General features: G+C 65.5%; 12 protein-coding genes. 8 read left to right on the forward strand and 4 right to left on the reverse strand.

What is annotated here, in order from left to right:
* The first annotated feature begins 70 nt into the window (after positions 1–70).
* On the forward strand, positions 71–1,411 hold the full coding sequence (locus tag AC1DEY_RS19440) for a right-handed parallel beta-helix repeat-containing protein (RefSeq protein ID WP_476869401.1): 1,341 nt from the start codon (positions 71–73) through the stop codon (positions 1,409–1,411).
* Between the two features lie 21 nt (positions 1,412–1,432).
* On the opposite strand, the gene AC1DEY_RS19445 is transcribed toward AC1DEY_RS19440, so the two are convergent.
* On the reverse strand, positions 1,433–1,585 hold the full coding sequence (locus tag AC1DEY_RS19445; protein ID WP_476869402.1) for a hypothetical protein: 153 nt from the start codon (positions 1,583–1,585) through the stop codon (positions 1,433–1,435).
* Positions 1,586–1,739: 154 nt separating this feature from the next.
* Between AC1DEY_RS19445 and AC1DEY_RS19450 the strand changes: the two genes are divergently transcribed.
* Both AC1DEY_RS19450 and AC1DEY_RS19455 read left to right on the forward strand, forming a co-directional pair.
* On the forward strand, positions 1,740–2,255 hold the full coding sequence (locus tag AC1DEY_RS19450; RefSeq protein ID WP_476869403.1) for a mycothiol transferase: 516 nt from the start codon (positions 1,740–1,742) through the stop codon (positions 2,253–2,255).
* 12 nt (positions 2,256–2,267) lie between these two features.
* Positions 2,268–3,389: an aminotransferase class V-fold PLP-dependent enzyme gene (locus AC1DEY_RS19455; RefSeq protein WP_476869404.1), complete on the forward strand. Its 1,122-nt coding sequence runs from the start codon at positions 2,268–2,270 to the stop codon at positions 3,387–3,389.
* 42 nt (positions 3,390–3,431) lie between these two features.
* On the opposite strand, the gene AC1DEY_RS19460 is transcribed toward AC1DEY_RS19455, so the two are convergent.
* Positions 3,432–4,127, reverse strand: coding sequence for a maleylpyruvate isomerase family mycothiol-dependent enzyme (locus AC1DEY_RS19460; protein ID WP_476869405.1), 696 nt, complete (start codon positions 4,125–4,127; stop codon positions 3,432–3,434).
* Between the two features lie 218 nt (positions 4,128–4,345).
* On the opposite strand from AC1DEY_RS19460, the gene AC1DEY_RS19465 reads away from it, so the two are divergent.
* The 4 genes from AC1DEY_RS19465 to AC1DEY_RS19480 all read left to right on the forward strand — a co-directional run bounded on the left by AC1DEY_RS19465 (position 4,346) and on the right by AC1DEY_RS19480 (position 11,243).
* The gene (locus AC1DEY_RS19465; protein WP_476869406.1) at positions 4,346–5,167 is read left to right on the forward strand and encodes a nuclease-related domain-containing protein; all 822 of its coding nucleotides are present in this window, start codon (positions 4,346–4,348) and stop codon (positions 5,165–5,167) included.
* Positions 5,168–5,782: 615 nt separating this feature from the next.
* Positions 5,783–9,196: a choice-of-anchor D domain-containing protein gene (locus tag AC1DEY_RS19470; protein WP_476869407.1), complete on the forward strand. Its 3,414-nt coding sequence runs from the start codon at positions 5,783–5,785 to the stop codon at positions 9,194–9,196.
* A gap of 199 nt (positions 9,197–9,395) precedes the next feature.
* On the forward strand, positions 9,396–10,367 hold the full coding sequence (locus AC1DEY_RS19475; RefSeq protein ID WP_476869408.1) for a dienelactone hydrolase family protein: 972 nt from the start codon (positions 9,396–9,398) through the stop codon (positions 10,365–10,367).
* 54 nt (positions 10,368–10,421) lie between these two features.
* Positions 10,422–11,243 carry a glycoside hydrolase family 16 protein gene (locus AC1DEY_RS19480; RefSeq protein ID WP_476869409.1) on the forward strand — a complete coding sequence of 274 codons (822 nt, stop codon included), beginning with the start codon at positions 10,422–10,424 and terminating at the stop codon, positions 11,241–11,243.
* Between the two features lie 9 nt (positions 11,244–11,252).
* On the opposite strand, the gene AC1DEY_RS19485 is transcribed toward AC1DEY_RS19480, so the two are convergent.
* Positions 11,253–11,573 (reverse strand): hypothetical protein, encoded by a 321-nt coding sequence (locus AC1DEY_RS19485; RefSeq protein WP_476869410.1) that lies wholly within the window; start codon positions 11,571–11,573, stop codon positions 11,253–11,255.
* Positions 11,574–11,856: 283 nt separating this feature from the next.
* Here AC1DEY_RS19485 and AC1DEY_RS19490 point away from each other — a divergent pair, with 283 nt between their 5' ends.
* Entirely contained in the window at positions 11,857–12,510 is a 654-nt protein-coding gene (locus AC1DEY_RS19490; protein ID WP_476869411.1) for an aspartate/glutamate racemase family protein, read from the forward strand.
* Between the two features lie 86 nt (positions 12,511–12,596).
* On the opposite strand, the gene AC1DEY_RS19495 is transcribed toward AC1DEY_RS19490, so the two are convergent.
* Positions 12,597–13,376: glycoside hydrolase family 16 protein (locus AC1DEY_RS19495; RefSeq protein WP_476869412.1), on the reverse strand; the 780-nt coding region annotated here is incomplete at its 5' end.

Genomic DNA, 13,376 nt, shown 5'->3' on the forward strand with positions numbered 1-13,376 from the left:
CTGTTTGAGATAAATCTCTGGCAATCTTTGCCCCAGCTTTTTGCAACCGTCGCCCACTAGRGTTGGCGGGATGAACCCGCGAGGCATCAGGAAAATCGCTTCCACCATCACCGGCCTCCTAGCACAACTGCTCACCGTGGGCTGGTTGGTGGCGGGACTCGCGGCGCCGGCCCACGCCGCGGGTGCCACATACTTTGTCAGTGCCTCTGGGAGCGACACCAATTCGGGAACCTCGAGCGCCGCACCATGGAAGTCACTGTCAAAGGTCAACTCGACAGTCCTCCAGCCCGGAGACACCGTGAGTTTCCGCCGGGGAGACACCTGGACCGGAGGTGTTGTGACCACCCAGAGTGGGACTGATGCCGCGCCCATTACCCTGAACGGCTACGGGAGCGGCAGTGCCCCGACCATAACGGGCGGGAAGTCAGGGAACTGCATCCGGATCAACGGCAACTTCACCACGGTTGACGGACTGCGCGGCGTCTCCTGCGGCTATGCGGGCATCAGCGTCACGGGAGACCGCAACACGGTCCGGAACTCCAGCGCCTCCAACAAYGCCGTGGGCATCAAGGCGGGAACCGGGTCCGACTTCGGGAAATACRCCGGCAACATWCTCACAAACAACAACATCATGAACGTCCTGACGCAGGGCACAAACTGCGGAACACCCCAAGCAGTGAAYTGCAATGACGACTCCGGGGCATCCGGCGTGCTGGTCAACGGCAACGACAACGAATTCTCCGGCAACACCGTCAGCGGCTCCACCGCTTTTTCCTACGATTACAACCGCGACGGCGGTTCTTTCGAAATCTACAACGGTAACCGCAACTACATTCATCACAACGTGGCCCTGGACAACAACAATTTCTCCGAGATCGGCAAGTCCTCCGGAACTGCCGACGGCAACACCTACCGCTACAACCTGGTCCGGTCCACCTGTGGCGCCAACTGCGCCCAGGCCAAGGGCTTGATCGCCCGCGGACCGGGGACCTCGTTCGGACCCACGAACGGCACCGTTTTCGAGTTCAACACCATCTACCTGAACGGGCCGCAGTCCCAGGCCATCGTCTGCCATGCGAGCTGCCCGTCATCAACCGTGATCCGCGGCAACATCCTGGCAGGTGTCAAGAACTCCTTGTGGATCAACGGTTCCGGATGGACCGAAAAGCAGAACGTCCTCAACGGTCCAGTCAATTTCGTGCCGAACACTACGTCCACCACTGCGTCCGCACGCTTCGTGAACGCCCCGGCCGACCTCCACCTGACCGGCACCAGCCCGGCCATCGACCGCGCCGGAACCAGCCCTTCCTTCGTCGACCTCGCCGGACTGGCGGTGCCCCAGGACGGCGACTGCAACGGCACGGCCGCCGCCGATTCGGGGGCCTACGAGTTCGACTCGCCCAACTGTTGACCACTCCCGCAGACACCAGCCTCAGCGGCTGCCGGGATGCCGGATCGATCCGCCAAGCAGCAGGGCCAGGAAGCTCCGGTCGTTGAGTTGCCGCTCAAGCTCTGCCTCGTCCCATTCGCCGGTCCGCTTCCCGCGGAACACCCGGACGATGCCAATGCCCGATACCAGGTTCATCAGCCGCCGCGGCCAAGACCTCGCTGCTAAGCCCCGCCGGCTGGACGCTCGGCCCTATCCGCCGGCACGGCCTCCGTGCAAGCATGGGCCTCACCGAACATGAAGAGCTCACCGAAAATGTACGGCCCACCGAATATGCACAGGGAGGGACTTGATGAAATCCAATGAACTGCTGCTCGACTCCTTCGGCAGGATCCATGAGTGCGTTGCCGCTGCCCTGGCGGGGGTAGATAACGCTACGCTGCTGCGCCGGCCGGCAGGCAACGGGAACTCGATGGCCTGGCTCCTCTGGCACCTGGGCCGGGTCGAGGACGCGCAGGTGGCCTCCGCTGCAGGCCTTGACCAGGTCTGGACCTCGCAGGGGTTCGCCGGCCGGTTCGATCTGCAGCTGCCCCAACGCGACACCGGCTACGGCCATACGAGCCGCCAGGTCGATGCGGTGCAGGCGCCGCCGGGGCTGTTGCTCGAATACTACGACGCCGTTCACCGGCAGACTGTGGAATTTCTGAAGACCCTCGGCGACGCTGATCTCGACCGCATCGTCGACACCCGCTGGGACCCGCCCGTCACGCTCGGGGTGCGGCTGGTCAGCATATTTGCCGATTGCCTCCAGCACGTGGGGCAGGCGGCCTACGCGAAGGGCCTGGACCCCGCGCACTCAAAAGTCTAGGAAGCAAAGGCCATGCAAGCCTCCGACATCCGCCAGCTCTTCCCGGGGCTCAAGGACATCATCTATCTGAACACCGCGACCATGAACGTTGGCTCGGCCCCGGCACGGGAGGCTTACGAACTGGCGGTCGAGCGCTGGTCCGCCGGCCGGTTCGATTGGATGGAAGCCGAGCGGGCGGGGGAGGAGGCCCGCGCCATATTCGCGGAGATCGTCGGCGCCACCGCCGCAGAGATCGCAATCRTTCCGGCAGTGAGCACGGCCGCCGGGATCGTCGCCGCCAACCTGCCACCCGCGAAGCACGGCGAAAACGTCGTGGTCGCCGGGAACGAATTCGCCTCTAACTACTATCCGTGGCTGCTGCTCCGGGGCCGCGGCTACGAGGTCCGCACGCTGGCTCCCGACGGCGACGGCACTGTTGACGCCGAGGCTTTCGGCCGGGCGGCCGACGGCKGCACCCGCCTGATCGCCGTCAGCGCGGTACATTCGGCCAACGGCTACCGGGCCGACCTTGCCGCGCTCAGCGGGGTCGCYGCCCGCTCCGGTGCGTGGTTCTTCGTCGATGCCTGCCAGGCGGCMGGCGCGGTGCCGCTGGATGTAGTGCGTGACGGCGTGGACTTCCTGGCGGCCGCGAGCCACAAGTTCCTGCTCGGTTCGAGGGGCATGGGGTATCTGTATGTCCGCAGSGGGCTGCTTGACCGCCTCCAGCCCGTCGGCCCGGGCTGGAAAGCTGCACGCACTCCGGCCGAGAGTTTCTACGGACCGGCCATGGACCTCTCGCCCACGGCCTCGAAGCTCGATGCCTCGCTGGCATGGTTTCCTGCCCTGGCAGAGCAGGCGGCCCTCGGCATTTTCCGCCGTTTCGGCATTACTGCCTTGTTTGACCGCAACGCCCGGCTCGTCCGTCGCCTCCAGGACGCCCTGGCGGCGGAGGGCTCAGGCTTCCGTCCGTTCGCCGAGGATCACCGCTCGACCATCATCTCCGTGCCCGTGAGAGACACCGAGGCAGTCATGGCCCGGTTCCGCAAGGCGAAGGTCGTGTCGTCTGTCCGCGAGGGCAGGATCCGACTGGCCGTCCATTTCTACAATCTGGACGAGGAGATAGACCGCGTGGCCGGGCTCATCGGTCCGGGCTGATCGGAATCGCCTGCACCTCGACCTGTTCCGCACATCCTGGACTCACGGCGTGAGCGGGCCGCGAAGCAAGCGACGGGCGGCGGCGTCGTCGCCTTCAATGACAGCAATCTCCTTGAGGCTGGACCGGCCCCAAAGACCCAGATACATGCCGCGCAGCGGGGCGGTAATAGATGCCACCGCAGGACCCGGGCCGACGGTCCAGCCGGCGGCCCCCGGCACCTGGAAAATCACGCCCTGGTCTGGGTGCGGCATCCGCCCCAGTCGAAGTTGGCGCGGAGTGAACATGGCCAGGACCTCGTCCACGCCGTCGAGCATGAAGTCCTCATCAAGAGACGGGATCTCCAGACCGAGCGCCTGGCAGGCGTCGACCAGGTGGATGGCGTGCTCGTGGGCCTGGCGCCGAAGCCAGAACCCGGCCTTGCGCGGTGGCGGACCAAAGTTCCAACAGTCCTGCTCCGGATCCAGCACCGTCATCGTCCCGAGGAAGGGTGCCGTCCCCTCGAGAAACCAGGCCGCGGCGTCGATGGCGGGTGGTGAGGTTTCCTCGACGAAGGTGCCCCGACTAACCACCGCGGCCGCCCACCGCTCGATGGAGCCGAGGTGGCCGAATAGTTGCTCGAGCGTCCAGCCGGGGCATGCCGGGACGGCGCGGGAAAGCAGGCCGGCCGGCTGCCGGGCGAGCGAGCTGAGTKGGTCCAGGGATCCGGCCAGTTCGGCCAGGTAGCGATCGGGCGACATGGGACGAGCCTAGCGCGGCGCCTGAGGCGAGGGCCCGCGGGGGCGCTCCCGGCCCGGGGCGTCCTCCGGGGGGCGGGTGCKGGGGCTCAGCCGCAGACCTCCGCCAGCATTGGGCAAGGATTCCGGCGCGCCGGGACCCCTGCCCCCGTTGCCATGCCCTTGCCAGCTAGGATGCGTCGCATGCGTCCCACACCACAGCCGCGACCACAGTCGCGGCAATGAGCGGATTCGCGGCGCCGGCGCCGCTGACCGAGCGATTTGCGGCCCAGTCCGTGATCGAGGAACTGTTGGCGGKCCAGGCGCTTGTTCCGCCGCGCTCGCTGCTCAGGCGGATGTTCGGTGCCAGTCCTWTGAGCGAGGCCAGCTGGCCGTGGTACCGGGGCGCGCTGGGCGAGATTGCTGTGGGCCGGATTCTGGCAGGGCTCGGGCCCGAGTGGCTCGTGTTGCATGCCGTCCCGGTCGGCTCAGGCTGGTCGGATATCGATCACGTGCTGGTCGGTCCTGCTGGCGTCTTCACCATCAACACGAAGAACCATACCGGCCAATCGATCTGGGTGGCCGGGCAAACTCTGATGGTGTCGGGAAACAAACACCGCCACCTCTACAACTCGGCGCGCGAAGCGGCCCGGGCCTCGACGCTGCTGAGTGCGGCAGCGGGTGCGGCGGTGGACGTCACCGGCGTCGTGGTGATCGTTGACCCCCGGCGGCTCACGATCAGGGAGAAGCCGAGCCAGGTAATCGTCCTGAGCGATCGGCAGCTCCTGGGCTTCCTCCGGCGGCGCCGCGCCGTATTGAATGCCGACCAGGTCGACCGCATCGTTGCCGCCGCCGTGAAAGCCCGGACCTGGCACACGAAGCCGACGCCGCCACACGATGTGGACGAACTCATGAGGAACTTCGCAGCCCTCCGGTGCCTGGTGGATCAGGCACGACGGCGGCGGCTGTCCTGGGCGCTGGGTGTTCCAGCCGTTGGCTTTTCGGTGCTGGCCGCTACGGGTCCGCTGGGTGCAGCTGTCCTGCACGCCTTGATGAACCGGTAGGCGAGACCCTCTAACGGCGGGCGCGCGCYGCCTTCTCGAAACAACCGAACGGACCGGAACGCTGASACGCTTCCGCCTACCCTCTTCGTCCCCGTTGGGAACGCTCGAAACACCCCGGCAATTGCTCACGCCTGCGCCCGGAGCGGCCTCTGCCGGCGATGCCTGACAACCATGCGCATGGCCCCAGACCGCGGGTCTCCGCCCTGAGTTTTCCCGGGGGCAGGTAGGAAGCCGCGACAGCCCACGAGGCGATCAAGTAGTGCCAGCAAAAAGACGGGAATCGCGCCCAAAAACTCGAGTAGCGACCACTCGCGCGCTCTCAAATCCCCGCTTCTAGGCTCCTGATTACTGGGTTAATAAAGTCAATGTAATGATCAGGAACAGGTCTCAGCCATGCGTGATCAAACAGATTCTCGGGTGTTTTCTGGCCATTTTAAGGGCCGTCTGCGCGGTGGACGTCAGGGTGGGGCGCCACATCCGCGGAAACATCGGGCGGCCACGAACTTCGCAGCATGGTCCCTGCCACGCGGGTCGTCCCGGGGCGCGTGGGCGTCTCTGCTATCGGCGTCGCTCGCACTTGCTGGGCTGGCCCTTAGCGGGCCCGCGGTCGCGGATGTGGCGACCGTCGCCTACGATTCACTGCGGACGGGCTGGGACAAGAACGAACCGGGGCTCTCGCCGTCGGCTGTCGCCTCTTCGAACTTCGGCAAACTGTTCTCTGCAACCGTGGACGGACAGGTCTACGCCCAGCCGCTCGTAGTAGGCGGTACTGTGATTGCCGCGACGGAAAACAATGCTGTGTACGGGCTGGAYAGCGAGACGGGCGCGGCGAAGTGGACGCGCCAGCTCGGGCCGGCCTGGCCGGTGTCGACCGTTAATTGCGGTGATCTCACGCCCAATATCGGAATTACTTCCACTCCCGTCTACGACCCGGCCACTAAGAGCATCTTCCTGCTGGCTAAGACGAATGACGGGGCCAGCAMGTATTTTCCGCACTGGTACATGCACTCCTTGGACGTTGCGACCGGCGCGGAGAAGCCCGGGTTCCCTGTCACAATCCAAGGCGCCCCGACAAATGATCCCACCCGCCCGTTCAACCCAATGACGGCGATGCAGCGCCCAGGGCTGCTGCTCCTTGACGGCGTGGTCTAYGCAGGATTCGCCAGCCATTGCGACTACACCCCCTTCGTCGGCTATGTCGTCGGCGTATCGACCGCCGGCCGGCAGACGACGATGTGGGCCACTGAATCAGGCAATGCCAACGCGGAAGGCGGCGTCTGGCAGTCCGGCGGAGGCCTGGTGTCCGACGGTGCCGGTCAGATCTTGCTGGCGACAGGGAACGGCATCTCCCCGAATCCTGGCCCGGGCTCGAAGCCTCCCACTACCCTGGCCGAAGCCGTGGTCAGGCTCCGCGTGGGCAGCGACGGCAACCTGAAGCCAACCGACTTTTTCAGCCCGGCAGACAACGCCCGGCTGAACCGAAACGACGCTGACCTGGGAGCCGGCGCCCCCCTCGCCATCCCGGATGGCTATGGCACAGTGAAGCACCCCCATCTGTTGGCGCAAGTGGGGAAGGACGGCCGCGTCTACCTGTTGGATCGGGACAACCTGGGCGGCATGGCGCAGGGGGCCGGTGGAACTGATGCCGTCCTCGACAAAGCCGGTCCGTACAACGGAGTGTGGGGCAAGCCCGCGTTCTTCGGGAGCAGCAACGGTGGTTACATCTATGTCGTAGAGAGCAATGGATACCTTCGCGCATTCAAGTTGGTGACGAGCGCGGCGGGCGGCGTCAGCCTCGCCGCCGTCGGGACCTCCGCCGGCACGTTCGGGTTCAGCTCCGGTTCGCCGGTGGTGACTTCCTCCGGCAGCGACGGGTCCTCCGCCCTTGTCTGGGTGGTCTATGTCAGCGGAGGAACCGGGGCCGGTGCGGAATTGCGGGCATACAAGGCGMTTCCGGACGGCACTGGCCAGCTCAAAGAGGTCTTCAGCGCCCCGCTGGGGATCGGCGCCAAGTTCTCCTCGGTGGCAACTGAGAAAGGCCGTGTGTACGTCGGCACCCGAGACGGGCACGTGGTTGGATTCGGCGCCCCGACAACAGCAGCGGTAGGGGCGACGGACACTGACCTGGGCAACGCCAAGGTGGGTACCCCTRCAGCCGGAACTGTTACGGTCACCGCGTCCCGGACCGTGACGATTAGTTCCATCACAACAACTGCACCGTTCAAAGTTGGAACCTCTCTGACGTTGCCTCGGAAGGTGGCTAAGGGGGGAAATCTCGCAGTTCCGGTGATGTTTTCGCCCACGTCCGCGGGACAGATCGATGGCACACTGATCGTCAAGACAGCGGACGGCGAGACCGTCCTCCTCGGCGTCCATGGTGTGGGGACGAAGGACGGCCTGGGCGCTACCCCGGCGTTGGCCCAGTTCACCGACGTGCCGACGAAAACCACTAGCCGGTTGACCGTCAACATCGTCAACACCGGCACAGCGGCCGTCAAGRTCACTGGCGTCACCTTGCCGGCCAACGCGGCGCTGAAAGTGGATGCAGGCACGGCGCCAGTTGTGGGGCAGACGATTCAACCCCTCGCGTCAGTGCCGGTGTCTCTGACCTTCAGCCCCACCACGGCGACGCCGGTGGCCGATTCGCTGGTCGTCGTCAGCGACCGCGGCAGGGTGACGGTAAAGATTACCGCGACCGCCATCTCCGGTACAGCGCACCTGGAGTTGCCGGGCTCGCTGGACTTCGGTGACGTCCCCACCGGGACATCGGCCACCAAGGTTTTCYCGATCAAGAACACCGGAAACGTCCCGATGACCATCACGAAGGCGAAAGCGCCGCAGGGTGTCTTCTCCACTACGACACCCATCTCCGAAGGCCTGAAAATTCCCGGCGGTGAAACCGCGTACCAGACCGTGACCTTYGCGCCCACGGCCGCAGGGCAAGCCGGCACGAAGGAGACCTTTTACCTCATTACAGCGGACGACGGCCAGACCGCTCAGAAGGTCATGCTCACCGGGAACGGAACGGACGACCCCATCGCTGCCTACGGGTGGACGATCAACGCCGGCCGCCCCGGGTCGAGCCTTGGCCGGTCGCTGACCGCGGAGTACGCCGTAGCGGGAGGAAAGTGCCAAGACTACTTCAGAGGGGTGATCTGTTGGTCAGCCAAGACAGGCGCGCATGCGGTGCTCGGTGAGATCAACAAACGCTACAAGGCCGCCGGCGGTCCGGCCGGCATCCTGGGCTTCCCTACTTCCGATGAGAAACCATCGCCGGACAAAGTGGGGCTGTACAACCACTTCGCCGGTTCGGGAGGGTCTTCGATCTACTACTCCCCGACAACCGGAGCGCACTATGTTCTGGGTGCGATCCGGTCGAAATGGATGGCACTCGGCGCGGAAACAGGSCCGYTAGGCTATCCGATCAACGACGAAAAGCAGTCCCCGGACGGCGTGGGGCGGTATAACCACTTCTCCGGCGCAGGAGGTGCGTCGATTTACTGGTCAACCAAAACCGGGGCGCACTCGGTGACAGGTGCGGTACGAGCCAAGTGGGCGTCACTGGGCTGGGAGACCGGGCTTGGCTATCCGACCTCTGACACGAATGCATCGGCGGACAGGGTGGGGCAGTAYAACCATTTCGCCGGTTCGGGTCGAAGCTCTATTGTCTGGTCGCCGAAGACCGGGGCGCACGTTGTCCAAGGTGCAATCCGTGCCAAATGGATGGCGCTGGGCGCGGAGACTGGCGCGCTGCGATATCCGATCACGGACGAGAAGGGAACACCGGACAAGGTGGGGCGGTACAACCACTTCTCTGGTTCTAACGGGTCGTCGATTTACTATTCGCCAGCTACCGGGGCGCATCCGGTAACAGGTGCGATCCGGTCTAAGTGGGCGTCACTCGGCTGGGAGACGAGCCGGTTGGGCTATCCTACGAGCGACTCGTACGCGGTTTCCGTGGGCCGGGCAACGGATTTCCAGCACGGGCGGCTGACTTGGAACGCGACGACCAAGAGAATTTCCGGATAGCCGAAACCCCAAAGGAGCCGCATGCGGGGTACGCGCGTGCGGCTTCTTGCTGGCTTGCCGAAAGACTTGGACCGGATTTAGTTGGCGCTCTGGGGTCGGGTGCTGCCGTACTGGACCTGGCCTCAGCGCAGGTACCCTGTGGACTCTTGCCGGAAATCTGACTTCGGAGGAGGATGATCGGCACCGGAGGAGGCCCTTCATGACCGAGCTTGGCAAGTTTGAGAAGTATCTGATTGAGGAGTTCTTCGACGACTACCGCTCCGGCGATATGAGTCACCGGGCATTCACGCGGCGGGTGGCGTTCATCATGGGCAGCATGACGGCGGCATCGRCAGCCATGCTCCTGGTTGGCTGCACGGCCGAGGAAGTTCCCCGCAGCACTGATCCCATGCCGACGCCGACGCCAACRTCGTCGGGTTCCGGTSGTGCGTCCGCAGGGGCAGTACCTGGAGCCAAGAGCCCGTTGTCTGTCCCGGAGGGCGCGGCAGGACTCTCGACGGCGACCGTGCAGTTTGCTTCGGGTGGCACAAATATCAGTGGTTATCTCGCCCGGCCGGAGGCGGGTCAGGCCGGGCCGGCCGTGCTGGTCTGCCATGAGAATCGCGGGCTGACACCCCATATCCRGGATGTGGCGCGCCGCTTCGCCAAAGCAGGCTACGCGGCACTKGCCYTGGACYTGCTGAGCCGCGAAGGCGGTACCGCGGGCATGGACCCCGACGCTGTGCCGGGGGCGCTCACGCAGGCCGGTGCCCAGCGGCACGTCTCCGACTTYGCCGCCGGTTTCGACTATCTGAACTCTCAGGACTTCGTTGACCRCGGGCGGATCGCCATGAACGGYTTCTGCTTCGGCGGTGGGATCACCTGGCAGTCGGCGACGGCGATCCCTGGCCTGAAGGCGACGTCAGCGTTTTATGGGCCAGCACCTGATCTGGACAAGATCTCGGCCATCAAGGCGGCCGTCTTCGGTGTCTACGCCGAACTGGATCAGCGGATCACCGGCGCCATGCCGGCCTTCCGGGATGCTTTGGACAAGACGAATGTTCGCCACGAACTCAAGGTCTATCCCGGCGTGGACCACGCCTTCCACAATGACACTGGGCCACGTTACAACCAGGAGCAGGCGACGGCGGCATGGAACGACACGCTCGCCTGGTTCGGCAAGCATGTGTGAAAGCACGTCTGCGTGAAGCATGGCCCGGACATGTCCCGACCGGATGGAGACGCGATGTTCGCAGTCCGCAGGACCGCGGCGTTGAGCGCCGCAGGCGCCTTGGCCCTTGCCGGGTGTGGTGCCGCACCAGTGTCCAGGGAACGGGCACCGGCGATAGACCGTGCGGCCGCCGTCTCCACCGGAACGCTGGCCGCCGTGACCGCCGCGACGCAGGCCGCCGGTTCAGACGGGGCCCAGGCCGCCGTCGTCCGCGGATGGGGCCCAGTGGTGGCGGGGGACGAATTCAGTTACGCCGGGCCGCCTGACCCCGCGAAATGGAAGGTCTTCAAGGGGCCGGGGCACGCGGGCAAGGGGATCCGGAGTCCGGATGCGCTGGTTGTGGGCGGCGGAGTCTTGACTGTCAGCGGCGACGCCGCGGGCACCACCGGCGGAATGTCCGCCAGGTTTGCCCAACAGCGGTTCGGCCGCTGGGAGGCCAGGATGAAAATTGGCCAGCGGGATCTGCAATATCACCCTGTCCTGATCCTGTGGCCGAACAACAACATCTCGTCCACGTGCGCCGAGATTGACTACGCCGAGGGCAGCGCCAACACCGCCCAAATCAAGTTCTTCCTGCACTACGCCTGCGGTGGCCCAAACTTCCAGACCACCGCGGCCAAGACGATCGACACCACTCAGTGGCACAACTATGCCGTGGAGTGGACCCCCGCCGGGATCACGGGATACGTCGACGGGTCATTGTGGTTTGCGGACATGACCCCGGCGCATCAGCCTACGGTCGGGATGCACCAAACGGTGCAACTTGACTGGTTCCCCAACGGGACCCCTACCAAACCCAGCCAGATGCAGGTTGACTGGATCCGCGTCTATCAGTGAGCCGTGCGCTTACTCGCCCGAGGCCCAGTCGCGCTGGACCGGTTCGGCGTCGTCCGGCGTTCCCTCAAACAGCCCACTCAGGGCTTTCAACGCCGTGAGGTGTTCCATCAGGGCCAGTTCCGGGCGGCCGGGATGCGCAGCCATATGCTGGCGAAGCAGCTCCCGGGCCCGGCCGTGTTCCGGGGCGGTGTCGGCGAGGACGGCATCGATGATCCTGGCGGCCTGATGTTGGATTCCGGCGGCAGAAGCGGCATGCTCCGCACCGGATCTCAGTCCGTCTGGACCCTGTTCTTCGGGGCGTCCTGGCGTGGACGAGGGCTCCACCGACATGGCTATTCCTTTGTTCATCGTTCCGGCTGAGCCCGGAACCGGTCTGCCGCCTTCYCCCCATCCCGGGTCAGGGACCCGGATCCAAAGACGGACCACCGAGACAAACGATACAACGACGCCGGGCGGGCAACCTTAACATGAGCGAAGTTTTCGCCAAGGTGATGCACAAGTCGGGGTTTGGACCCACCGAGGCAGCACGTGGATTGGTCATCTCCCCGAAAAGACCCGGAAATACTTGCCGGGTAGCCTCGCACCAAGGAAGCCTTTCGAAAGGTAGTGCGTCATGCGTGTTGGACTGATCCGGGTGATGACGACGTCGGACCGACGCCTGCTCCACGCCCACGGGAAACTCCTGCAGGAGGCATTCGGATTTACCGTCACCTCCCGCTGCATTCCGGACCAGCCGTCCGGAGTCTACGACCAGGCGTCGCTGGAATCTGCGGCACCGAAAGTAGTCCAGCTGGCCCGGGAAATGGCGGGGGCCGCCGACGCCCTGATTGTCAGCTGTGCGTCCGACCCCGGGCTGGCCGCCACCAGGGCGGCCGTGGATATCCCGGTCATCGGGGCGGGCTCCGCTGCCGCGGCCGCCGCACTGACCTTTGGCGGACGGATCGGYGTCCTGGGACTCGGCGCCCATGTGCCGGGCCCCATCTCGGACACGCTGGGTGACCGCATGCTGCTCATAGACGGGGCCGGGCGCGTTGAAACACCCGACGAGTTCCTCATGCCGGCCGGGATCTTCGACGCACTCGCCGCTGCCCACATGCTGGTTGACGCCGGCGCCGACGTCATAGTGCAGGCCAGTACTGGCCTGAGCAGCATCGGCATGGCGGACGTGCTCCGCCGCCGGCTGGGGGTTCCGGTCATCGACGCCGTGACGGCAGCCGGTTCCATGCTGGTCGCGGCGGTGGTTGCCCGGGAGCTTCAGGCTGTTTGAGTTCGGCAGCGGCGCGCCGTCGGCCAGGAACAAGACAGCCCCGCGCCCTTTTGGGGTGCGGGGCTGTCGGGTMGCTCGAGCCGGTCCTACTTGTAGACGCGGACCCAGTCGACCTGCATCTGTGAAGGCTTGGTGGCCGATCCGTCAGGGAACCAATCCAGCTGCAACGTCTGGTGCATGCCCACGGAGGGCAGGTGCGCGGGGTTCGTGTCGGARAAGGTCTTCACGCCGTCGATGTAGCCGGTGATGCCGGACGGGGTCCACTCCACGGCGTAGTTGTGCCACTGCGTGGTGTCGATCGTCTTGGCCGCGGTGGTCTGGAAGTTCGAGCCGCCGCAGGCGTAGTGCAGGAAGAACTTCATCTGCGCGGTGTTGGTGCTGCCCTCGGCGTAATCAATCTCTGCGCAGTTGGGGGACGTGTTGTTGTTSGGCCACAGGATCAGCACGGGGTGGTACTTCGGRTCCCGGGCGCTGGTCCGCATGCGCGTCTCCCACTTGCCGTATTTCTGCTGAGCAAACTTGGCCGACATGCCGCCAGTGGTGCCGGCCGAGTCGCCGCTGACCGTGGCCACGCCATTGGCAACCGACCACGCCTGCGGGCTACGCACGCCCTTGCCGGAATGACCGGACCCCTTGAAGACGCTCCACTTCGTGGAATCGGGGGCGCCGGCCTTGGTGAACTCGTCGCCCGCAACAACCGCACCCCAGCCGCGCGCCGTGGCGGCCTGCGAGCCATCGCCTGCCGCGGCGACGGCGGCCTGGGCAGCAACCGGAGCGGCTTGGGCAGCAACCGGCGCCGCGGCCGGAGCGGGCTTCGCGGTCGACGCCGACCCCACAGCGGGTGCCGCCTGGGCGCCAGCGCCGAC

This window comes from Arthrobacter sp. 05T47 (assembly GCF_056395825.1).